We start from the raw sequence: 19,280 nt of genomic DNA, 5'->3' as shown, positions 1-19,280 counted from the left end.
AGGTGCTGGGTGAAACGCCTGCTCGCCGTCCTGATCCTGCTCATCCCGTTCACCGCGGTGGGGGCCGCGCAGGATCCGCTGCGCCGTTATGCCGCCGACACGTGGAAGTCCCTGACCGCGATGACGTCGCCCCTCGGCCTGGTCGCGGACAACATCTCGGGCGATTTGTCCGCTCCAAGTGCTTACACCTCGCCGACCAACATCGGCGGCTACATGTGGTCAGCCATCGTCGCGCGCGATCTGAAGATCATCTCCTCGGCGGAAGCCACCCGGCGAGTGGAAAAGACCCTGCGCACCTTGAGCACGCTGCGCCACCACGAAGAGTCCGGCATGTTCTACAACTGGTACGACCCGGCCACCGGCGAGGTCGTCACGGTCTGGCCGGAGGACGGGTCAACCGTCACCCCGTTCCTGTCCAGCGTCGACAACGGCTGGCTCGCCGCCGGCCTGCGCGTCGTCGCCGGCGGCATCCCGTCCCTGCGCGGCCAGGCTCAGGCGATCCTGCGCGACATGGATTTCGGGTTCTCCTTCAACCCGGCCGCCACCAGCCCGATCGGCACCCGCGGCCTGATCCGCGGCGGGTTCTGGGACACCGCGCCGCCGGGCTGCTCGGTGCCGCAGGACGGGGTGTGGTTCACCTGCAACCACTACGACATCACCGTCACCGAACCGCGGATCGCCACCTACCTGGGCATCGGCGCCGGGCAGATCCCGCCGACCGCCTACTTCGACACCATGCGCACCCTGCCGGAGAACTGCGACTACGCGTGGCAGGAGATGCGCCCGTCCGGGTTCACCACCACCCACCTGGGCCGCAGCGTCTACGAGGGCTCCTACACCTACCGCGGGATCACGTTCGTGCCGAGCTGGGGCGGGGACATGTTCGAGGCGCTGATGCCGGACCTGTTCGTCCCGGAAGCGCAGTGGGGGCCCAAGTCGTGGGGGCGTAACCATCCGGCGACGGTGGCCGCGCAGATCGAGCACGGGCTGAACGACGCCCGCTACGGGGCGTGGGGGTTCTCGCCGGCGTCGAACCCGGCCGGCGGGTACGCCGTCTACGGCGTGGACGCGATGGGCATGGACACCGACGGCTACCCGTCGGACGTCGAGGCGTCCAAGTACGACGCCGGGTTCGAAGGGTGCCGGCCCGCCGGGCCCGCACCGGACTACGGCGACGGGGTGGTCACCCCGCACGCGGCGTTCCTCGCGCTGCCGTACGCGCCCGGCCCGGTCCGCACCAACCTGGCCCACCTGGAAACCCTCGGCGCGTACGGGCCGGGCGGCTTCTACGACGCCATCGCCGTCGGCTCCGGCACGGTCGCCCGCCGCTACCTGTCCCTCGACCAAGCCATGATCATGGGCGCGCTCGGCAACCACCTCGGCCGGGACCTGCTCAAACGGGCATTCGTCACCCGCGACTTCGAACGGGCGGTGCGGCCGCTGCTGGCCCGCGAGACGTTCAACATCCCGGCCGGGCAGCCGCTGCCGCAGCTGCGGGGCCAGTCGTGACCGCCGCCGACCACGCCCGCGACCAGTGGGCGCAGCTGATGGGCGGCGGCGGCGCCCAGGACCGTCAGGCGGGCGAACCGCAGACCGCCGACCTGCCCGCGCCGCGTACCGTCACCGTCGAAGTCGGCCGCGGGCAGGTCACCGTCGCCTGGGACCCGGTGCCCGGCGCCATCGGCTACGCAGTGCACCGCTCCGACAGCCCGGAAGGGCCGTTCACCGTCGTCGACCACGGCGGCGGCGACGTCCTCGCCGTGCCGCACGGCCCGTACGCTGACACCACCGACGGCCGCGGCGGCTGGTACGCCGTCGCCGCCCTGCAGACCGTCACCGCGCTCGGCCCGCTGTCCGACCCGGCGTCCCCGTCCCCGTGGACCCCCGACCCCGACGTCCTCGTCAAGGTCGGCGCCGAGGGCCGGCCGCTGCACCGGATCTGGCAGGCCATGGTCGGCGCCGAACACCTCAGCCACCTGCTGTCGGCCGACACCACCGGCGGCCGGCCGATCGGCGCCGAACTGCGCGAGGCGCTGCGCCGCGTCCACGACGACATCGGCGTACGCACCGTCCGCGCCCACCACATCCTCGGCTGCGACTTCGACGACATCGACCGCATCTACGACCAGGTCCTGGAACTCGGGATGCGCCCGGTCGTCGAACTCGGGTTCATGCCGGCCGACCTGGCCGCCGACCCGGACCGCACGGTCTTCGCCTACCAGGGGATCATCTCGCCGCCGAAGGACTGGGACCGGTGGGCCGCCCTGATCCGCGACCTCGCCGAACACCTCATCGACCGGTACGGGGCGGTCGAGGTCCGGCAGTGGGCGTTCGAGGTGTGGAACGAGCCGAACCTGTCGGTGTTCTGGTCCGGCACCCCGGCCGAGTACTGGCGGCTCTACGAGGTCACCGCCGCCGCCATCAAAGCCGTCGACCCGGCGCTGCGGGTCGGTGGGCCGTCCACCGCGGCGGTCGGCTGGGTCGACGAGCAACTGCGCGTCGACGCGCCGGTCGACTTCCTGTCCACCCACGTCTACGGCACCGTGCCACTCGATCTGCGCCCGCTCGCCGGTGGGCGGCCGCTGTGGTGGACCGAATGGGGAGTGACCGCCACCCACGGCAGCGCCATCAACGACACCGTGTTCGCCGCCGCGTTCCTGCTCAAAGGGATGCGCTCGGCGGCCGGGCGCATCGACGCGCTCGCCCCGTGGGTGGTCTCCGACCACTTCGAGGAACTCGGCCGCCCGCAACGGCTGTGGCACGGCGGATTCGGGCTGCTCACCGTCGGCAACCTGGCCAAACCCAAATTCTGGGCGCTCGCCCTGGCGCAGCGGCTCGGCGAGACGGAACTGCCGGTCACGCTGACCGGCGACGGCGCCGACAGCCTCGTCGAGGCGTGGGCGTCGCGCACGCCGACCGGGCTGGCGGTGCTGCTGTGGAACGCCACCCTCGATCACGGCAAGGCCGCCGGGGATCCGGCCCTCGCACGCCGGGTCCGGCTGCGCACACCCCATCAAACCCCGCATCGGGTACGGGTATGGCGCGTCGACGCTTCCCACGGCAACCCGGCCGGCGCCTGGGACGGCGGTGACTGGCCCACGCCGGCGCAGTGGGAGCAGCTCGCCGCCGCCGACCGGCTCGACGAAGCACAGCCGTCGTGGGTGGCCGAACCGGGCGAGGACATCGTCCTGCAGCTGCCCAACCCGGGTATCGCATTCGTGTCCCTGGATGCGATCACGACCGGGACGTGATACTCCGGTGTGTGCGGCCCGGCCCCGGCACGGGCTGGGCCGCGCGTACTGCGGCAGGAGGTTGCGGTGAGTGAACTGGAACGCGGAACCGGGATCTTCCGGCGCAAGCCGGTCGACGAGATCGTCGACGACCGGGAGACCGGGCTGACCCGCAGCCTCGGGCTGTGGCAGCTCACCGCGATCGGGGTCGGCGGCATCATCGGCGCCGGCATCTTCGCGCTGGCCGGCGCCGTCGCCCACGAAACCGCCGGCCCCGCAGTGCTGATCTCCTTCCTGCTCGCCGGGATCGCCAGCGCGGCCGCCGCCCTGTCGTACGCCGAGTTCGCCGGGCTGATCCCGAAAGCCGGCTCCGCCTACACGTACGGCTACGCGGTGCTCGGCGAGGTCGTCGGCTGGTTCATCGGCTGGGACCTGCTGCTGGAGTACACGGCGATCGTCGCGGTCGTCGCCATCGGCATCTCCGGCTACTTCAACTTCCTGATGGGCGAGCTCGGCGCCGACCTGCCGGCCTGGATGCTCGGCGCCCCCGGCACCGGCGACGGGCACGTCGTCGACCTGTTCGCCGTCATCCTGTGCCTGTTCATCGCCTACCTGCTGAACCAGGGCATCCGCACCGCCGCCCGCTTCGAGACCATCGTCGTGGCGATCAAGGTGGCGGTGGTGCTGCTCGTCATCGGCGTCGGCGTGTTCTACATCGACACCGCCAACTACAGCCCGTTCTTCCCGTTCGGCATCAGCGGGGCGATCACCGGCGCCGCGACCGTGTTCTTCGCCGTGTTCGGCTACGACGCGATGAGCACCGCCGCCGAAGAATCCCACGACGCCCGCCGGCACATGCCGAAAGCCATCGTCTACTCACTGATCATCTCGATGATCCTGTACGTGCTGGCCACCCTCGTGCTCACCGGCATGCAGAACTACCAGGACATCGACCCGGAGAGCGGGTTCTCCTCCGCGTTCGCCGCAGTCGGCCTTTCCGGGCTCGCCGACGTCATCGCCGTCGGCGCGATCATCGGCATCCTCACCGTCATGTTCACGTTCCTGCTCGGCGTCACCCGGGTCTGGTACGCGATGAGCCGCGACGGCCTGCTCCCGCAGTGGTTCGCCAAACTGCACCCCGAACGCCGCGTCCCGACCCGGGTCACCTGGATCGCCGGTGTCGCCTCCGCCGTGATCGCCGGGTTCCTGCCGATCCGCGAGGCCGCCGAACTGACCAACATCGGCATCCTGCTCGCCTTCGTCGTGGTCTGCGTCGCCGTGATCGTGCTGCGCTACCGCCGGCCCGACCTGCCGCGCACCTTCAAGGTGCCGGGCATGCCGGTCGTCCCGATCGTCGGCATCGTGTTCTCACTGTGGCTGATCACGTTCCTGGCCCCGGTGACCTGGCTGCGGTTCGCGATCTGGTTCCTGATCGGCGGCGTCATCTACTGGTTCTACGGGCGCAGACACTCCCTGCTCAACCGCTGACCCGCGCCTGCAGGAACACCACCCGCCCGTGCGGGGTGGCGATCTCACCGAGCAGCGGATCCCGGGCGAACACCAGCACCGGATCCACATCGATCGAGTCACCCTCGTCGAGCAGCGTCCCGCGGTGGTTCACGAACGTCGCCGCCCGGTGCAGCAACGCGAACGGCCACTGCGGCGCCTCCTGCTCGCCGGCGCCGCGCTCGAGCCGGAACGTCAACTCGAAACCCCAGCCCGACCACTCCGGGTCGTCGTCCTCCGACTTGTCGTACAGCTCGCTCAACCCGTACGTCACGTAATGCCAATGCCCGTCCGCCGGATACGCGGCACAGCCGTGCAGGATGCTGCCCGGCTCCGCCGACGCGGCGAACGTGACATGCCGCGCCTGCGCGCCCGGGTAGAGACGGCCGAGCGCGGCATCGATCGCGTCCCGGCCGGGAGCGGGCCGCCGGTCACGGCCGGGTTCGGTGCTGGTCACCGCGGCATTATGCCCCGGCCGCCCAGCCTGTTGATCTTCGGCCCGCCGGGTTCTCATTCCGGCCGGTGACACAGCCGCCAGGCGAGCGCGACAGCGCTCTCCGCCGGGCCGAGGAAGTACTCCCACGCCAGGGTGCCACCCGCGAACGGGCCGATCTCGGCGAACACCGCCCGCGCCTCCGGCCGCCGATTCGCCAGGAAGTAGTACAACGCCAGCCAGTTGCGCATCGTCATCGGCCGCCCGGGACCCTTCGGGCCGACCCGCCACTTCGCCGTACACGCGTCCAACTCGGCCTGCACCTGCGGCCGCTGGAAGTACATGGCGACGTCGGCGAGGCTCTGCGCGTCCGCCCGGTTCCAGCTGAACTCGCGCATCGCGTACTCGAAATGGGCCAGGAACGGCATCATCACCGCGGTCGCGCCGGCCGGAGCCGCCGCCGACACCTCGCGGGCCACCGCGAACATCTGCTCGTGCGAGCCGAACCACTTCTGGCAGTACAGGCTGACCAGGGTGACGTTCAGGTCGAAGTTGAACGGGTCCCGGCGGCGGGCCTCCGCGAGCACATCGTGGAACTCCCGGCTCTGCACCCGGGCCCGGCCGTCGGCGAACATCGCATCCAGCAGCTCCACGAACGGCGCCGGGTCATACGGGCCGGCCAGGGCGATCGCCCGGCGGCTCACCTGCGCGGCGGCGTCGGACAGGGCGGCGAAGGCCTGGAACTGCTCGGCGCTGGTCTGATTCGCCGGGGCGAACCGCGGGCCTCGCCGGCCCGGCCGTTGAGCATGGCGGCCTGGATCAGCACGGCGGCCGGGTCGTCGGCGTCGGTCCGCAACCACTGGTAGAGCCAGGCGTCGTTCGCGACGGCCTCGCCGGCCAGCAGGGTGATCCGGCGGCCGCGCAGCTCCCAGTCCGTGCCGGAAGCGGCCACCACGTCGCGGGCCGCCTGCCAGTCGCCGAAGCCCACCCGGGTCAGGGCGTCGCGCAGCGCGTGGTCGTCGAGAGCGGGGTGATGGTCGAACGGCGGCGCTTGCGGGCCGGCCGGTGCGGCGGGCTCACGACGGAGCAGGCGGGCGAACATCGCAAGATCATAAGGGCGGGACCTCGGCGATCAAGCCTCCGCGGCCGGGCCCTCGGACGCCGGGGTCTCCGATGCCGGGGCCTGAGATGCCGGACGTCGGGCACGGCTGATTGCGGCGGCGGCCGCGCCGCCGACCGCGAGCAGGCCCAGCACCGCCGCGGCGAACCAGAACGCGCGATCCCGGGCAGCACCACGCCGCTGCGCCACCGCGACAGCGTCCACCGTCGGCTGCGGCGCCGGCCCAGCCTCCGCCAGCGCCGTCCCCGCACCGGGCAGCGCCTCGGTCAGCGCCCGATACGGGTTCAGCAGGCCATGCCCGTACTCGTCGCGGGACTCGGTCGGCGCCGGATCCGCCGACGCCAGCAACCGCCGGGTGATCTCCGCCGCCCCCGCCTTCGGGAACCGCTGCTTGAGCAACGCCACCGTCGCCGCCACATACGGCACCGCATAACTGGTGCCCTGCCCGGTCCGGTGACCCCGCCCGGCAGCAGCCACCGTCACCCCATCACCGAACGCAACCACATCAACGTACGGGCCACGCTGCGAATACTCCGCCCGGACACCATCGGCCCGAACCGCGCCCACCCCGATCACCCCCGGATAGGAAGCCGGAAACGGCACCGGGTTCCCGTCCTGCGCCCGCCCGGCGTTCCCGGCCGCCGCCACCACGATCACACCGGCCTTCACCGCGGCCGCCACCGCCCGCCGCACCCGCACATCGTCCTCGGTCATCACCAGCGAAATGTTGATCACCTGAGCGTGCCGGGCCGCCCAGCTGATCGCCGCCGCGAACTGCGCCGCACTACCCCGCGCACCGACCGCCCGGCCACCGAGCTCCGACTGCTCACTGACCCGCACCGGCACGATCGTCGCGCCCGGCGCCAGCCCACGAAAACCCGTACCGGCCGCCGGCACCGCAGCGATCACACTCGCCACCCCGGTGCCGTGACCGACACAGTCACGACGCCCGTCGGAATCCCTGCGCAGCAGGTCACGGCCCGCCGCGACCCGGCCCCGCAACTGCGGATGCCGGGCATCCACCCCGGAGTCGAGCACCGCGACCCGCACCCCGGCCCCGGTCGCCAAAGGGGCCAGGCGCTGTGGCGCGTACGCCGCAATCTCCAACGGCGTGCCCACCGCAACCGGACCCGACGGCGGAGCGCAGCCCGGCGCGGCAGCCGCCGGCGCCGGCACGGCCAGCAGCAGCGCCACCGCAAGCCCCGCCCGCACCACCGCCACCGGACCCCCAATGATCGGCCAGGATGCTACCCGCCACGGTTGTGCCTGTACGCCCCCCGCAGCTAGGTTGAGGGCACGAAATCTGCGGCGACGTGAGGGAAACCGGTGAAAATCCGGTGCGGTCGCGCCACTGTGAACCAGCCCTTCGCGGGGCCGGTGAGTCAGGACACTCACGCGCAGCAGGCCCCAACGATCGGGACGCGTCATCCCGCAGGAGGTTGATTCCACCGTGCCCAAGGCACAGTCTCTCGCCGTTCCGGCAGTCTCCCTCAGGCTCCTCGCCACCGCCGCCGGTGTCACCGGCCTCATGCTGCTGCTCGCCTACCTGGTCGCCTTCGACCAGGGCGCCCTCTCCCAGAGCGGGACGTTCCTGCACGAGCTCATGCACGACGGCCGCCACCTGCTCGGGGTCCCGTGCCACTGACCTACCGCCGACTGCTGCTCACCGGACTGCTGCCGGCCTGATCGCCGGCGGCTTCGCCTACTTCGCCGGGGAACCGCACACCGACGCCGCCTGCACATCATCGCCTACCTCGCGGTCGTCGTGCTCGGCCTGGTCGCGGTCTGTGCCGCCGTCCTGGCCGCCCGCACCCAAACCGCCGAATGGCGCCGCGCTGCCGCCACGATCGGCTTCCTGGTCGAGGTCACCGCCGCCTACCTGCTGCTGCCCACCTTCGACGAGGTGCCCGCCACGTTCCCGGCAACCCTGCTGTGGGACTTCCGGGTCTCCTCACTCGGCACCCAGGTGGTCCTCTGGAGCGTGCTGGGCCTCACCTACGCCGACCTGGTTGCCCGGCACGGGGCACGGTCCCTCCCGGAACCGTCCCCCGTCCCCGCCGCCGGCTAGCCGTTCAACACCGGGATCAACGCCGTCTCTTCGTGATCCAGGTGCGCTTCCAGCTCGCCGATGAGCCGATCCACCTCACCGGCGAGCTGTTCCTTCTGCAGGCCCGGCTCGTCCAGCACCTTGCGCAACTGCTCGAGCAGACCCGCGATGATCTCGTGCTCGGCCCGCAACTGTTGAATCACCGGCGCCAGATCCGGGCGCAGATGCTCCACCCCCGGGAACATGCCCTCGTCCTCACGCACATGATGACCATGCAGCCCGGCACACAGACTCAGGCAGTTGATCCGCAACTGCGCCCCCAGCACCGCACCCGAACCGGCCACCTCCGCCCGGATCAGCGCCAGCTCACGCCGGAACGCGTCATGCACCAACTGCAACATGCCACCCGGCGTAGCAGCATCGGTGCGCGGCGGTCCGGGGACCACCGTCAGGGCAAACACCGGCAGCGTACGGCCGGACGAGCGCTCATACTCCGCCCAGCCCGGATCCTGCTCGACCGCCCGCGCGAACACTGCATCACGTTCGGCGCCGGCCAGCAGGGTGGCCGTCACCTCGTACGTGAAGGTGCCGTCCTCGACGGTCGCCACCGGGTTGGCGCGCAGGTTGTGCACCCAGGCCGGATTCCGCGGCGACCCACCGGCCGAGCCGATCACGAGCATCCGCTCCCCGCCATCGGGCAGATATCCGAGCGGCACAGTATGGGGCCGCCCCGACCGGGCGCCGGTCGTCGTCAGAAGCAGCAGGCGGGCCCCCTCGAACATCCCGCCGACCTTTCCCTGGTTGGCGCGGAACTCCTCGATGACGGGGGTGTTGAAATCGTTCGGCATTCTCACCTTTCTCATTGACTTCTTTTGTAGGCACTCATTGATTTCTCTTGTAGGCACTCGAAAGCCGGCCGCAGTCACGCTGACGCGGCAGGCAATGTGGCGGCACCGACGGACGTTCGTCCAGCGGGCCCGACGCCATGGCGTCAACGCGCAGGCCGCAGCAGCGCGGGTGCGATATTGGCTCCTGCCTGAGGGCCGGCGCAGTACACCAGCGCCTCGTGTGCCTCGGGTACCTGCGCGCACGGCTCGACCAGGTGAACAGCAACAACCCGGGCGGGCAGGCGTGGTGCCACCGGCCTCAGCGTGGAATAGGTCTCACACGGCGCAACCCGGTCCCTGCCGAAGGGTCACGACTGTCCGGTGCCGGTATAGGCGGGGGCGCAAGGGTTCCGCGTTGCGGAGAAGAAGCTCAGTCAGGGCAGGCGGGGCGCGGGCAGCAGGCGACCGGGGCGGCCGCCGGGCGATCACGCGCCGGCCGGGTGCCCCACTCGGTAATGGCCAAAGGCCGACCCGGCAGTCACGTCCGAAACCCTACCCCGAACCGGCCGTCCCGTGGATACCCGTCTCTGACCGCTCATGCAAAACGGCGGCCGGACCGTAGCGCCGCCGCCGTATCTCGTCGCTCGGCACCGCCCACCCGGTATCCGGGTCCCCGGCTGCCTCGCAACCGTCGACCCCGACCTCCAGCCGCGCCGTAGCCGACTGAGCGACGGCCGCGCGAACCGAGCCGTCGCCCACACGCCTACCTGGCAGGGATAAGCCGTCTCAGCGACGGCCGACCCGCATGGGGCCGTCGTCCGTGGGCGCTGAGTGTGCCCGCAAACTGCTCCAGCGAGGTCTCGGCGGCTGAGGGCACCGCGTTGCTGTCCCAGGACCACGGTCGACGACGGACCGGAGTCGCGAACGCCGCTCGAAGCTCCTCGGTGGAACAACGTCCTCGGATAAGGCCGGCCCAGACGTTGCCGACAACGTCCACTCCCCACTGCTTCTTGGAACGGAGCCGGCTCGGGCGAAGCGAACCGCTCAGTCACGGATTGCGGTCCCAGCCGCGGAGGCTTGCGGGCCGCATCCGTACCGAACACAGCTACCCAGCCAAGGCAAGAAGACCTGCGACCTCACGCCGAATCCGGTTCTTTCGGTGGTCGGCGAAGCCGTCCTTTTGGTTTTGATCTGTGTGCGGCTTGCCGCACACCCTGTAAGCCATCCTAGGATGGTAGGCTACCGGCCAACGTCAGGTCGGACGTGAGAATGCCAGGTCAGATGATGAATGCGGCAAGCTGCGAGCTGTGATGAAGGGTGCTGGCCCAAGTCGTCGAGGCGAACGGGTGGCGCAGCGAGTGCGACGGCAACCGGTCCGCGGCAGCCGGCCGACACGCGGACCCAAGTCGGCCTGCTGGCCGGCGCGCAGCCCAGGTCTCGCGGCAGGCCGAGATCAGCGGCAGGCCGCTGGAGTCAGACCGTCCGGTCCGGCGGGAGACAAGCTGCTGAAGGCGGCGCTGGCGAAGTCCGGACCATTAGAGTCCGGCCAGCGAGGGACAAGCTGCTGAAACTGCGCTGTCGGAGCACAGACCGCTGGAGTCTGGGTCGGCGAGCGACAAGCTGGGTGAAGACTGTGCTGTCGGAGACCGGACGCGTGGCGGTGGGTGATGGGAGCGCTCTTGTTCGGGCGGCGTGTCAACAAGATCTTTCACACAACACGGTGAGTTGATCATCGATCCCATGATCACTTAGCGTCTCGGCCTGTGAATCTTCTGAGAGCTGCTTCCGCCGTACTGATCGGCGTTTCGATTTCGGGTCTCGCCGCCTGCGGCGCGGAGGAGAAGGCTTCCTCGGCGGCTCCGGCCGTCACCACCGCTGCGGCTACCGCGGAGCCAGCCGCAGCGGTCGCCGGCCCCTCCGACCAGGAGATCTGCGTGGCCGCCGAGAAGGTGAGCCTGGCCTACGGCCAAGGGTTGGTGGCTCTGGCGGAGAAAGCCACCAACGGCGGTGCGGACTTCCCGCTTGCCGGCAGCAAGAAGGTGCTGAAAGAACTCGCAGCCTCCCTGACCGAGGCCGCCGGCAGCAGCGACACCGCGACCGCGAAGGCGGTCAAAGCCGTCGCCGCCTCGGCCACCAAGGCCGCCAAGGAGCCGGCGGACCCGATCGCCGAGTTCGACAACGATCCCAAGGCGACCAAGGCCCGCACGGCGATCGACACGGGTTGCGAGGCTCTCGGCGTCGACACCGCCATCGGATTCGAATAGGGAGGTGCGCCACGGGCGTCGTCGTCCGTGGCCGGTAGCTGCACGGCAGGATCATCAGCCGTGATGTCTCGCCGACCGGGGCATTACGGCTGCTCAGGAGGGTTTCGACCAGCCGGCGCACACGTGGCACTCGCCACCGCAATCCCAACCCTGACCAGCACGTGTCCGGCAGGACGACCACGATGTTCGGCGCGCCGGGCCCGGGACCGCATGCCGTCCAGGGCGGCGCCGCTGGATGACCAGCAGCAGCGGGTCGGTGAAGGCGGTGCCGTTGATACGGCCTGGCGGGACGCTGCGGGTGCAGCGGCAAGGCCTGGAGACGAGCGCGCGGCGAGCATGAGCGGGCTGTTGGTGGTACCGACAATCAGCGGGATCAGGGCGTGTTGTCCGCGGCGGAGGCCCACTCCACGATCACCTCGAACATCGGGGCGCGGCCGGCGAACATCTCCACCCAGTCCCGCGTGTCGTAGCCGGCGCCCCGCGGCCGCGCCCACGCCGTGGCCAGCATCCGCGGCGCCAGCCAGAAGTACTTGGCGGCGCCGGTCACCCGCACCGCCCGCCGCACCAGGTCCTCCCCCACCGCCCCGCGCATCCCCCGCACATAAGCGCTGGTCACGGCCTCCAAGACCGACGGCAGCAGGGCCACATCCGCCAGGCCGTCCCAGAACGTGTCCAGCGCCAGATTCGCCACATCCTCGCCGATCGCGCCGGGTCCCGCGTACGCCCAGTCCAGCAGCACCGGCCCACGACCGGAACCGATCAGATTCATCGGCCACAGATCGTGATGGCACAGGGTGCGCGGCAGCGCATCCGCGGCCGCCAGCAGCGCATGCCGCCGCGCCCACAACCGCTGCAGGCCGGCACGCAGCGCCGGCGGCCAGGCCGCCACCGCGGCCGGATGATCCCAGTCCAGCTCGGCGGGCACCGGCTGCGCCAGGGTGTAGTCCCGCAGGAAATCCCGGGCCAGCCAGGCATGTCGCGGCGGCCTTTCGAGCCAGGCGGCCTGGGCGACGCCGATCCGGTACGCGACATCGCCCAACTCCGCCGCCCCGAACGACATGCCCGCCGTCCCCGCCACATCCTCCAGCCACAGCGCGACCGACCCGTCCGGCCGGTCCTCACTCGCGTAGCATTCCGGCCCCGTCAGCCCACCTTCGGCAAAAGCCGAGGCCGCGAAGCCGGACGCGTACGCCAACGGCTCCCGCCGCCAGTAGTTGAAGTGCCCCGGCTCGTCGCTGGCCGCCAGATGCGCCGCCGCACCAGCCCGCCGCGGCGTCGCGATCTTCAAGATCGCCGTGCCGTCCGGGCGCCGCACCCGCCACACCCCGCCGGTGATCTCGTTCGCCGTGCTGTGCAGCAGTTCCTCGGCGGTCCACCCCGGACGGATAAGATCCTTCGGCAATGTCACCTCCGGACCATATGCCAGGCCTCGAACTCGCCCGCCTCTTCTACACCGAGGCGGTCCGGCCGCTGCTCGGCGACCGGCCGCACATCGCCGCCCGCATCGGCCCCGGCAGCGACGTCCTCGGCTTCGACACCGCCCGCTCCACCGACCACGACTGGGGCCCGCGGGTCGACCTGTTCCTCGACGACCCGGGCGACCTGTCCGGGCAGCTCAGCCAGAACCTGCCGAAACACTTCCGGGGCTGGTCCACGCACTTCGAGCCGCCGGGCGCGCGGGTCCGGTCGATGGCCGACAACGACGGGCCGGTCGACCACTACGTGCAGATCAGCGACCTGCCGGGCTGGCTGCACGGGCGGCTCGGCTTCGACCCGGCCGCGCCCATCGAAGTCCTGGACTGGCTGGCCACCCCGTGGCAGCGGTTCGCCGAGGTGACCGGGGGCGCCGTCTTCCACGACCCGGACGGCGCGCTCGAGCAGGTCCGGGCACGGCTCGCCTGGTATCCGGACGATCTGTGGCGGTACGTGCTGGCCTGCCAGTGGACACGGATCGGGCAGGAGGAAGCGTTCGTCGGGCGTACCGCGGAACTCGGCGACGACCTCGGCTCGCGCATCGTCACCGCCCGGCTGTGCCGCGACCTGGCCCGGTTGCTTCTGCTGCAGCAGCGACGCTGGCCGCCGTACCAGAAATGGCTCGGGACCGCGATCCGCACCGACCCGGCGGCCGTCCTGCTCACCCGGGCCGTGCGGGCGGGCACGCCTGCCGAGCGGGGAGCGGCGCTGTGCGCCGCCTACGAAGAGGCCGGGACCAGGCAGAACACCCTTGCGCTGAGCACGCCGGTGCCGGCTGAGCGCCGCGCCTTCTTCGACCGGGGGTACGCGGTGATCGGCGCCGGACGCTTCGCCGAGTCCCTGCACGCCGCCGTCACCGACCCGCAGCTCGCCGCCCGCCCACTGACCGGCTCGATCGACCAGATCAGCGACAACACCGACGTCCTGGAACGGCCCGTGGTGTGCCGCGCGCTGCTCAGCGACTAGGGTGCCCCCCGTGATCATCCCCGGTTACCAGGCCCGGTTCGGCGACGACGTCGACGTCGCAGCGCTGACCGTCGACGGCCGGCCGGTCGTGCGCAAGCCCGGGTTCTGGGCCGAGTACTGGCGCCAGCTGCTGCTCCCCGACGAGGACGACCTGCTCACCGAGGTCTGGGGCGACACCGGCGACGACCTGGGCGACTACCTCGGCCCGCACCGGTGGCCGGTGCTGACGGTGGACCTGCGCGACGGCGCGCAACTCGCGGTCGTGTTCCGCAACCTCGACTACGACGCCGGTGTGGACTTCCTGGTCCTGCCGGGCGGCGGCCGCGACGCCATCGAGATCGCCGCCCTCGACGGCCACCAGACCGGCCCCGGACTGTCCTGGCCGGAGCTGCAGGGCATCGCCGCGCGCCAGGCCGACCCGGTCCGGCGCGCCGAGACCCTGCTGCTGCTCGCCCCCGCGTTCGGTGACGAGGCCGCCGACACCCCGCAGGCGGTGGCGCTGTTCGCCGAGGCGATGCGCACGCTCGGCGCCACCGGCGACGTCGAGAAGGTGGCCGCGGCCGCGGTCTCCGACGAGGTGGACTTCTGGGGGCACCTGCGCTGGCAGGACGGCGCACCCGACTGCGACTACGCCCCGCGCAACCCGGACAGCGTCTTCGCCCTGCCGGAAGCCTCCCGGCGACTGGTCACCGCCCTGCTGGCGCCCTAGCCGCTGGTACGCAGGACGCTGCTGGGCGCGACCCCGTAGGTGGCGCGGAACAGTGCGGCGAACCTGCTGTGGTCCGCGAAGCCCCACAGTGCGGCCACCGCCGCCACCGTGGTGGACTCCGGGTCGGCGGCCAGCAACGCCCGGTGCACGTGGCCGAGGCGGACCTGGCGCAGATACGTCATCGGCGTGACCCCGTGATAGCGGCGGAACGCCAGCTGCACCGCCCGGATCGACACGTTCGCCGCGGCGGCCACGTCCGCCGCCGAGATGTCCTCACCGGCGTGCGCCTCGATGAACGCGACCGCCCGCCGCAACGTCGCCGGGGACGCGTCGTGCCGGTCACCCGCGGTCGGGTCGGTCAGCGCCGTGTTCGGGAACGTGGCCAGGGTGACCGCGGCGAGCAGCTGAGTGGCGTGCGCGACGACCAGCGGGGCCACCGGCTGCGGGGACTCCAGCAGGCCACTGACGTACGCGTAGGTGGCCCACCAGTCGGCAGCGGCCTGCGGCGAGTGCGGATCCAGCGAGGTGAACCGCAACGGCTGCGGCTTACGGCCGGGCGCGTTGGCGGCCACCCGGTGCAGCAGCGCCGGGTCGATCACGCAGTTGCGGGCGCCGCCCGGGTGGAAACTCACCGTGTACGGCTCGTCCGGGTACGCCATCAGGAACAGATCCCCCGCCTCGTACCGGCCGGCTGTGTCCGCGCAGGTCCGTTCCAGCCGGGCCGACGAACTGCGGGTCACCACCAGCCGCCCGTCGAGCGGCTCGATCGCGAAATCCATCGTCGCCGTCTGCACCAGCGTGTCCAGGGCCAGCGGACCCGCCTCGGTGCGCTGGTACCGCATCGCCGGCCGCTCGTGCTCGGTGCGCAGGCACATCCGATTGCCGTAATCGACGGTGAACGTCTGCTGAATCGCGTCGGCGTCGGTGAGTTCGAACGCGCGGGTTCGCGGAAGGATCGCGTCCATACTTCGCCGGTCTATCGTGCGTCAGCCGGCGCGGCAAGCCTGGTCGGGCCGGTAGTCCCCCGCGCGGGTGATCCCTTACCGGTGACAGTCAGGATGTTGACCGCAACCACCACCGCCATGCCCAGCCACTCGTGGGTCTTCAGCATCTCGCCGAGCAGCACCAGACCGGCGAGCGCGGCGAAAACCGGATGGATGCTCATCACCACCCCGAAGAAGCGGGCCGGCACCCGCCGCAACGCGATCAGATCGGCGGCGTAAGGCACGACCGACGACAGCACGCCCGCGCCGACGGCGAGCAGCAACGCGGCCGCGGTCAGCCGGCCCTGCACGGCCAGGACCAGCATCACCGGCAGATACAGCAGCGCGGCGACAGCGGACGCGGCCGCCGGCGCCTGCAGGCCCGGCAGGCGCGCCCCGACCAGGCGATTGAGCAGGATGTACGCCGCCCAGCACGCCGCCGCGACCAGGCCACAACCGATGCCGAACCAGTCACTGGAAGCGTCCGGCAGCACCAGCACATAGACACCGGCGCCAGCGCCGACCGCACAGAGCAGATCCTTCCTGGTACGCGAGCCGGCCAGCGCCACCGCCAGCGGACCGAGGAACTCCAGCGTGACCGCGAGGGCGAGGCCGACCCGGTCCACCGCGGTGTACAGGCTCAGGTTCATCGTGGCGAACACGAGCCCGAGCAGCAGCGTCGGCCACCACTGCGCCCAGGTGAAACGGCGCAGGTCGGGACGGGCCACCGGCAGCAGCACCGCGGCGGCGACGAACTGGCGTACCGCCACCACCCCGGCCGGGCCGATCGCCGGGAACGCGTGCGCGCCGACGGCCGCGCCGACCTGGTTGCTGGCGGCGCTGCCGGCCATCGTGGCCAGGCCGCTGAGCAGACGTTCGTGGTTCACGGCGCCAGTCTCGGCCCGCGGAGGCGGCCGGGAGAAATACCGCCAGTACGCCAGTAATACGCTCAGCGCATGAATGTGGAGCTGCGACAGCTGCGCGCCCTGGTCGCGGTGGTGGAGGCGGGCACGTTCACCGACGCGGCCGCCTCACTGGACGTCTCCCAGGCGGCAGTGTCCCGGTCGATCGCGGCGCTGGAGCACGCACTCGGCGTGCGCGTCCTGGAACGCTCCACCCGGCACGTCGCGCTGACCGCCCACGGCACGCAGGTCCTCGCGGCGGCCCGGCGGATCCTCGACGAGCTCGCGCACCTGCAGCGCATCGCGGAACAATCCCGCGAACTGCGGGTGGGGTACGCATGGGCAGCACTCGGCAAACACACCCGGCGACTGCAGCGGGCGTGGACCGGCGCTCCCCTGGTGTTCGTCCAGTCCAACACGGTCAGCGCCGGGCTCAGCGAAGGCACCGCCGACGTCGCCGTCGTGCGGCGGGCGCTGCAGGATCCGCGGTTCGAGACGGCGCTGATCGGCACCGAGGGCCGGTGCGCGGCCGTGGCCACCGACAATCCGCTGGCCCGGCGGCGCACGGTGACGGTCGCGGATCTGGCCCGGTACACGGTGGCGATCGACGACCGGACCGGGACGACGACGCTGGACCTGTGGTCCCCCGGGCCCGGGCCGGTCGCGGTGCGGGCCACCCACGGCGTGGACGAGTGGCTGACGCTGATCGCGGCCGGCCAGGCGGTGGGGATCACGTCGGAGGCGACCGCCAATCAGAATCCGCGGCCCGGCGTCGCGTACCGGATGCTGCGCCACGCCCCCCGCATCGAAGTCTGGCTGGCCTGGTGGCGTGACTCTCCGCCGGCCGGGCTCGCTGATCTGGTCCGGTTGAGTCGTGCGGCTTATGGGTCGTCAGCCCGCCCGTAGGGCGGTCCTATGTCAGCCTGCACTGCCTCTAGTGCGTCCTAGGAAGATAGGCTAATCGCCTGTCGCGATTGCCTGGCCGTGGTTAGCTACCAGGCGTGGCGCATCCTTTGATGTTCGACGACGCGGACCCGCTGCTCAGAAAGGTGCGGGCCATCGCCCTCGGCTTCCCCGACGCGGCCGAGAAGATCTCGCACGGCCATCCGGCCTTCTATACGACGAAGGTGTTCGCCTACTACGGCGGCTCGGTGAAGGTCGACGGCGTGTACCAGCAGCACGAACACTCTTTGCTCGTCCTTCCCGACCCGGACGAGCGGTCGGCACTGCTCGAGGAAAAGCGCTGCTACGTCCCGGCCTACCTGGGCGTGGCCGGCTGGGTCGGCGTCGACCTGGATGCGGACACCGACTGGGACGAGATCTCGGAACTGCTCGACGCGAGCTACCGCCGCACCGCCGGCGTCCGGCGGGTGGCCACCTTGGACGCCCGCCAACGCCCGTAACCCTCGGCTGGCGCTCAGGGCTGCTTCGCCAAGCCGGAAGCGACGCTCAGCGCCAGCCGGGCAGATCCGGCTGGCTCACAGGGCTGTCTCGGCGGGCCGGAAACGACACTCAGCGCCAGCCGGGCAGATCCGGCTGGCGCTCAGGGCGGTTTCCGGGGTCGGGAACGAGCCTGGGAGCCAGCCGGGCTGAGGTTGGTCAGCGGCGGTCGTAGTAGAGGGCCAGGCCGAGCGCGACGGCGACGGCCACGCAGGTGATGACCACGCCGACCGGGCCGGCGACGACCATCAGGACGGACAGGCCGGCCCAGGCCAGTCCCCCGACGACGGCAAGGACGATCAGGAGCGTGCGCCTGGGGAGGCGCCGGCGTACCGGTCGGGCCAGCGAGGGATAGTCGGCGGTCAGCTTGCCGACGATCTCGTCGAACTCCCGACGCGTGTCTCTCGTGGCCATGTCGACCTCACCCGCCCAATCCGATACCGCAACACCCGGCACAGTCTTACCCAGCAATGGTGCCCCGCACTCCCCCTAAGGCATCCTAGGAGGATAGGCCTTTCGGTCTAGCCGGTGCCCCAGGCGGCGTACACCAGGTCGGTGAAGCCGTTGGCCAGCAGCACCACGGCGATGCTGGTCAGCAGGATCCCGGCCACCCGGTCCAGGACGGCGGCCGCGGCCGGGGAGATCCGCCGTTCGACGTGCCCGGAAAGGTAGAGCGTCACACCGGTGACGATCGCGTAGGCGACCGCGGCGACCGACAACCACAGCCGGCCGGAGACGCTGCCGGCGTCGGCGGAGGCCGCCACCCCGAAGGCGAACGTGGTGCCGCCGACGGTCAGCGGGAACGTGATCGGTGTGAAGAGGACGGACCGCGGATCGGTCGGCCCGCCGACCTCGGCCGGCACGGCAGAGCTGACGGAGGAACCGGATCCGGCCGGCACAGGACCGGCTCCGGATGGCGCCGGGCCGGAGGAGCTGGTCACGGCACCGGCGGAGGCGGCCGGCACCGAGTCGGCGGAGGACGCTGGGACCGTACCGGTGATCGGTGTGGCAGTAGGAGCGACGGCCGCACCAGGCTGAGCCGCCGCCGCGGCCGCCGGGGAAACAGACGCCGCCGGAGCGTCCGGGACCACGCCCCCGGTGCCGCGCATCAGCGGCACCGAGGCGAGGATCAGCGCGATACCACCGGTGGCGGTGAGCGCAGCCGTGCTGATGCCGAGCAGTTCGAGCAGCGGCTCACCCACCCAGATGGCCAGCAGCACGAAGACCGTGACGTTGAGGGCCAGCCCCAACGCCAGCCGCAACTGCTGGGGGTGGGTGAACGGCCGCACGATCGGCAGGTACGACGACAGCGCCGCGACCGGGCTGTAGAGGGCGAACAGTGCCAGGAACAGCACCAGCGCCTCGTATTTGAAGGACACC

At 71.3% G+C, this 19,280-nt stretch carries 20 protein-coding genes and 1 riboswitch; of the genes, 10 read left to right on the top strand and 10 right to left on the bottom strand.

What is annotated here, in order from left to right; translation table 11 throughout:
* Positions 1–9: 9 nt before the first annotated feature.
* The 3 genes from OHA21_RS13630 to OHA21_RS13620 all read left to right on the top strand — a co-directional run bounded on the left by OHA21_RS13630 (position 10) and on the right by OHA21_RS13620 (position 4,718).
* Positions 10–1,509 carry a glucoamylase family protein gene (locus tag OHA21_RS13630; RefSeq protein WP_328473856.1) on the top strand — a complete coding sequence of 500 codons (1,500 nt, stop codon included), beginning with the start codon at positions 10–12 and terminating at the stop codon, positions 1,507–1,509.
* Complete coding sequence (locus tag OHA21_RS13625; RefSeq protein ID WP_328473854.1) at positions 1,506–3,251, top strand: GH39 family glycosyl hydrolase; 1,746 nt, start codon at positions 1,506–1,508, stop codon at positions 3,249–3,251. The genes OHA21_RS13630 and OHA21_RS13625 overlap by 4 nt, the downstream gene beginning before the upstream one ends.
* Before the next feature lie 66 nt (positions 3,252–3,317).
* Positions 3,318–4,718: an amino acid permease gene (locus OHA21_RS13620; RefSeq protein ID WP_328473852.1), complete on the top strand. Its 1,401-nt coding sequence runs from the start codon at positions 3,318–3,320 to the stop codon at positions 4,716–4,718.
* On the opposite strand, the gene OHA21_RS13615 is transcribed toward OHA21_RS13620, so the two are convergent.
* Genes OHA21_RS13615 through OHA21_RS13600 form a run of 4 tightly spaced genes read right to left on the bottom strand, consistent with a single transcriptional unit; the run spans position 4,708 to position 7,510 of the window.
* Complete coding sequence (locus tag OHA21_RS13615; protein WP_328473850.1) at positions 4,708–5,193, bottom strand: suppressor of fused domain protein; 486 nt, start codon at positions 5,191–5,193, stop codon at positions 4,708–4,710. The two genes, OHA21_RS13620 and OHA21_RS13615, sit on opposite strands and share 11 nt — an antisense overlap.
* Positions 5,194–5,246: 53 nt before the next feature.
* Positions 5,247–5,873 (bottom strand): hypothetical protein, encoded by a 627-nt coding sequence (locus OHA21_RS13610; RefSeq protein ID WP_328473848.1) that lies wholly within the window; start codon positions 5,871–5,873, stop codon positions 5,247–5,249.
* Positions 5,870–6,271, bottom strand: coding sequence for a hypothetical protein (locus OHA21_RS13605; RefSeq protein WP_328473846.1), 402 nt, complete (start codon positions 6,269–6,271; stop codon positions 5,870–5,872). The genes OHA21_RS13610 and OHA21_RS13605 overlap by 4 nt, the downstream gene beginning before the upstream one ends.
* Before the next feature lie 30 nt (positions 6,272–6,301).
* A complete protein-coding gene (locus OHA21_RS13600; protein WP_328473844.1) occupies positions 6,302–7,510 on the bottom strand; it encodes a S8 family serine peptidase in 1,209 nt (402 codons plus the stop codon).
* A 97-nt stretch (positions 7,511–7,607) separates the two neighbouring features.
* Positions 7,608–7,680: riboswitch (cobalamin riboswitch) on the top strand.
* Positions 7,681–7,739: 59 nt separating this feature from the next.
* Here OHA21_RS13600 and OHA21_RS13595 point away from each other — a divergent pair.
* Positions 7,740–7,934 carry a CbtB domain-containing protein gene (locus tag OHA21_RS13595; protein ID WP_328473842.1) on the top strand — a complete coding sequence of 65 codons (195 nt, stop codon included), beginning with the start codon at positions 7,740–7,742 and terminating at the stop codon, positions 7,932–7,934.
* A gap of 90 nt (positions 7,935–8,024) precedes the next feature.
* Positions 8,025–8,357, top strand: a complete 333-nt coding sequence (locus OHA21_RS13590) for a CbtA family protein (RefSeq protein WP_442875163.1) — start codon at positions 8,025–8,027, stop codon at positions 8,355–8,357.
* Here OHA21_RS13590 and OHA21_RS13585 read toward each other — a convergent pair.
* Complete coding sequence (locus OHA21_RS13585) at positions 8,354–9,262, bottom strand: nitroreductase/quinone reductase family protein (protein WP_328473838.1); 909 nt, start codon at positions 9,260–9,262, stop codon at positions 8,354–8,356. The two genes, OHA21_RS13590 and OHA21_RS13585, sit on opposite strands and share 4 nt — an antisense overlap.
* Positions 9,263–10,926: 1,664 nt before the next feature.
* Here OHA21_RS13585 and OHA21_RS13580 point away from each other — a divergent pair.
* Positions 10,927–11,427 (top strand): hypothetical protein, encoded by a 501-nt coding sequence (locus tag OHA21_RS13580; RefSeq protein WP_328473837.1) that lies wholly within the window; start codon positions 10,927–10,929, stop codon positions 11,425–11,427.
* A gap of 373 nt (positions 11,428–11,800) precedes the next feature.
* Here OHA21_RS13580 and OHA21_RS13575 read toward each other — a convergent pair whose 3' ends face one another.
* Positions 11,801–12,835 (bottom strand): phosphotransferase, encoded by a 1,035-nt coding sequence (locus OHA21_RS13575; protein WP_328473836.1) that lies wholly within the window; start codon positions 12,833–12,835, stop codon positions 11,801–11,803.
* Between OHA21_RS13575 and OHA21_RS13570 the strand changes: the two genes are divergently transcribed.
* The gene (locus tag OHA21_RS13570) at positions 12,829–13,866 is read left to right on the top strand and encodes a DUF4037 domain-containing protein (RefSeq protein ID WP_328473835.1); all 1,038 of its coding nucleotides are present in this window, start codon (positions 12,829–12,831) and stop codon (positions 13,864–13,866) included. The two genes, OHA21_RS13575 and OHA21_RS13570, sit on opposite strands and share 7 nt — an antisense overlap.
* 10 nt (positions 13,867–13,876) lie before the next feature.
* Positions 13,877–14,575, top strand: a complete 699-nt coding sequence (locus tag OHA21_RS13565; protein ID WP_328473834.1) for a hypothetical protein — start codon at positions 13,877–13,879, stop codon at positions 14,573–14,575.
* On the opposite strand, the gene OHA21_RS13560 is transcribed toward OHA21_RS13565, so the two are convergent.
* The gene (locus OHA21_RS13560) at positions 14,572–15,540 is read right to left on the bottom strand and encodes a helix-turn-helix domain-containing protein (RefSeq protein ID WP_328473832.1); all 969 of its coding nucleotides are present in this window, start codon (positions 15,538–15,540) and stop codon (positions 14,572–14,574) included. The genes OHA21_RS13565 and OHA21_RS13560 overlap by 4 nt on opposite strands.
* An 11-nt stretch (positions 15,541–15,551) precedes the next feature.
* Entirely contained in the window at positions 15,552–16,445 is an 894-nt protein-coding gene (locus OHA21_RS13555; protein WP_328473830.1) for an EamA family transporter, read from the bottom strand.
* Positions 16,446–16,514: 69 nt separating this feature from the next.
* On the opposite strand from OHA21_RS13555, the gene OHA21_RS13550 reads away from it, so the two are divergent.
* Positions 16,515–17,366 carry a LysR family transcriptional regulator gene (locus OHA21_RS13550; protein ID WP_328473829.1) on the top strand — a complete coding sequence of 284 codons (852 nt, stop codon included), beginning with the start codon at positions 16,515–16,517 and terminating at the stop codon, positions 17,364–17,366.
* Positions 17,367–17,461: 95 nt separating this feature from the next.
* Positions 17,462–17,863 carry an MmcQ/YjbR family DNA-binding protein gene (locus tag OHA21_RS13545; RefSeq protein WP_328473827.1) on the top strand — a complete coding sequence of 134 codons (402 nt, stop codon included), beginning with the start codon at positions 17,462–17,464 and terminating at the stop codon, positions 17,861–17,863.
* A gap of 196 nt (positions 17,864–18,059) precedes the next feature.
* Here the strand turns inward: OHA21_RS13545 and OHA21_RS13540 are convergent, their stop codons facing one another.
* Both OHA21_RS13540 and OHA21_RS13535 read right to left on the bottom strand, forming a co-directional pair.
* Positions 18,060–18,314 (bottom strand): DUF3040 domain-containing protein, encoded by a 255-nt coding sequence (locus OHA21_RS13540; protein ID WP_328473825.1) that lies wholly within the window; start codon positions 18,312–18,314, stop codon positions 18,060–18,062.
* Positions 18,315–18,421: 107 nt separating this feature from the next.
* Positions 18,422–19,279, bottom strand: a complete 858-nt coding sequence (locus OHA21_RS13535; RefSeq protein ID WP_328473823.1) for a MarC family protein — start codon at positions 19,277–19,279, stop codon at positions 18,422–18,424.
* Position 19,280: the final 1 nt, after the last annotated feature.

Source organism: Actinoplanes sp. NBC_00393 (genome assembly GCF_036053395.1).
GTDB lineage: Bacteria > Actinomycetota > Actinomycetes > Mycobacteriales > Micromonosporaceae > Actinoplanes.
This window is presented reverse-complemented; position numbering and strand designations above follow the sequence as displayed.

What these genes read in the sequence shown, in the direction of transcription:
- OHA21_RS13540 (WP_328473825.1), bottom strand. Translation starts at nt 18,314, where the DNA reads ATGGCCACGAGAGACACGCGTCGGGAGTTCGACGAGATCGTCGGCAAG.
- OHA21_RS13550 (WP_328473829.1), top strand. Translation starts at nt 16,515, where the DNA reads ATGAATGTGGAGCTGCGACAGCTGCGCGCCCTGGTCGCGGTGGTGGAG.
- OHA21_RS13605 (WP_328473846.1), bottom strand. Translation starts at nt 6,271, where the DNA reads ATGTTCGCCCGCCTGCTCCGTCGTGAGCCCGCCGCACCGGCCGGCCCG.
- OHA21_RS13570 (WP_328473835.1), top strand. Translation starts at nt 12,829, where the DNA reads ATGTCACCTCCGGACCATATGCCAGGCCTCGAACTCGCCCGCCTCTTC.
- OHA21_RS13560 (WP_328473832.1), bottom strand. Translation starts at nt 15,540, where the DNA reads ATGGACGCGATCCTTCCGCGAACCCGCGCGTTCGAACTCACCGACGCC.